The organism is Campylobacter sp. RM12642 (assembly GCF_020137635.1).
In the GTDB taxonomy this organism is placed as follows: domain Bacteria; phylum Campylobacterota; class Campylobacteria; order Campylobacterales; family Campylobacteraceae; genus Campylobacter_E.
This window is the reverse complement of the sequence record NZ_JACGAT010000059.1, coordinates 1-1,781: the sequence shown is the minus strand read 5'-3', so window position 1 is coordinate 1,781 and position 1,781 is coordinate 1. Positions and strand designations below refer to the sequence as shown.

The following is a 1,781-nucleotide window of genomic DNA, read 5'->3' as shown; positions in this document are numbered from 1 at the left end:
TCATTTCAACCTTTGATATCCAAACAAGCTCTCAAGAGCTCTTGAAATATTTATTATTACTCTTTAGTGTGAGTTAAAGAGTATGTACTCTAGAAAGGAGGTGATCCAACCGCAGGTTCTCCTACGGTTACCTTGTTACGACTTCACCCCAGTCGCTGATTTTGCTGTGGGCGGTAACTAGTTTAGTATTCCGACTTAAAGCACAATCAACTCCCATGGTGTGACGGGCGGTGAGTACAAGACCCGGGAACGTATTCACCGTAACATAGCTGATTTACGATTACTAGCGATTCCGGCTTCATGCTCTCGAGTTGCAGAGAACAATCCGAACTAAGACATATTTTATAGATTTGCTCCACCTCGCGGTATTGCTTCTCATTGTATATGCCATTGTAGCACGTGTGTAGCCCTGGGCATAAGGGCCATGATGACTTGACGTCGTCCACACCTTCCTCCTCCTTGCGAAGGCAGTCTATTTAGAGTGCTCAGCCGAACTGTTAGCAACTAAATACGTGGGTTGCGCTCGTTGCGGGACTTAACCCAACATCTCACGACACGAGCTGACGACAGCCGTGCAGCACCTGTCTCTAAGTTCTAGCAAGCTAGCACCCTCGTATCTCTACAAGGTTCTTAGGATATCAAGCCCAGGTAAGGTTCTTCGCGTATCTTCGAATTAAACCACATGCTCCACCGCTTGTGCGGGTCCCCGTCTATTCCTTTGAGTTTTAATCTTGCGACCGTACTCCCCAGGCGGTATGCTTAATCCGTTAGGTGCATTACTGAAATGACTAGCATTCCAACAACTAGCATACATCGTTTAGGGCGTGGACTACCAGGGTATCTAATCCTGTTTGCTCCCCACGCTTTCGCGCCTTAGCGTCAGTTAAGTTCTAGCAGATCGCTTTCGCAATTGGCATTCTTAGTAATATCTACGGATTTTACCCCTACACTACTAATTCCATCTGCCTCTCCCTTACTCTAGAATAGCAGTTTTGAATGCAGTTTAATGGTTAAGCCATTAGATTTCACATCCAACTTACTACTCCGCCTACGCGCCCTTTACGCCCAGTGATTCCGAGTAACGCTTGCACCCTCCGTATTACCGCGGCTGCTGGCACGGAGTTAGCCGGTGCTTATTCTTACAATACAGTCAGTATTCTTCTTGTAAAAAAGGAGTTTACGCTCCGAAAAGTGTCATCCTCCACGCGGCGTTGCTGCTTCAGGGTTTCCCCCATTGAGCAATATTCCCCACTGCTGCCTCCCGTAGGAGTCTGGACCGTGTCTCAGTTCCAGTGTGTCTGATCATCCTCTAAGACCAGATATGCGTCATAGCCTTGGTAAGCCATTACCTTACCAACTAGCTGATACAATATAGCCCTATCCCTTACCGAAAAACTTTCCCACCCTAACTTATGTTAGAGCGGAGTATAGAGTATTAGCACTCATTTCTAAGTGTTGTCCTCTTGTAAGGGGCAAGTTAGCTATACATTACTCACCCGTGCGCCACTAATCCGTCTAGCAAGCTAGACTTCATCGTTCGACTTGCATGTGTTAGGCACGCCGCCAGCGTTCACTCTGAGCCAGGATCAAACTCTCCATAATTTAAATGATTATTTTTTAATTATGAAAAATTAAAAAATAAATAAAATAATGAAGTGAATGATTTAAAACTTATATATAAGAAAGTTTTAAATGGCTCTTGATCACTTGTTTAGATATCAAAGATTGACGTTGAAATAATTGATATATTTAAAATTAACAATAAAACTATTTAAAATAAC

Annotated in this window: 1 rRNA gene; it reads right to left on the bottom strand. The window is 43.9% G+C overall.

Annotated elements, in window-relative coordinates:
• Nucleotides 1–93 precede the first annotated feature (93 nt).
• Nucleotides 94–1,602, bottom strand: a 16S ribosomal RNA gene (locus AVBRAN12642_RS09615).
• Nucleotides 1,603–1,781 lie beyond the last annotated feature (179 nt).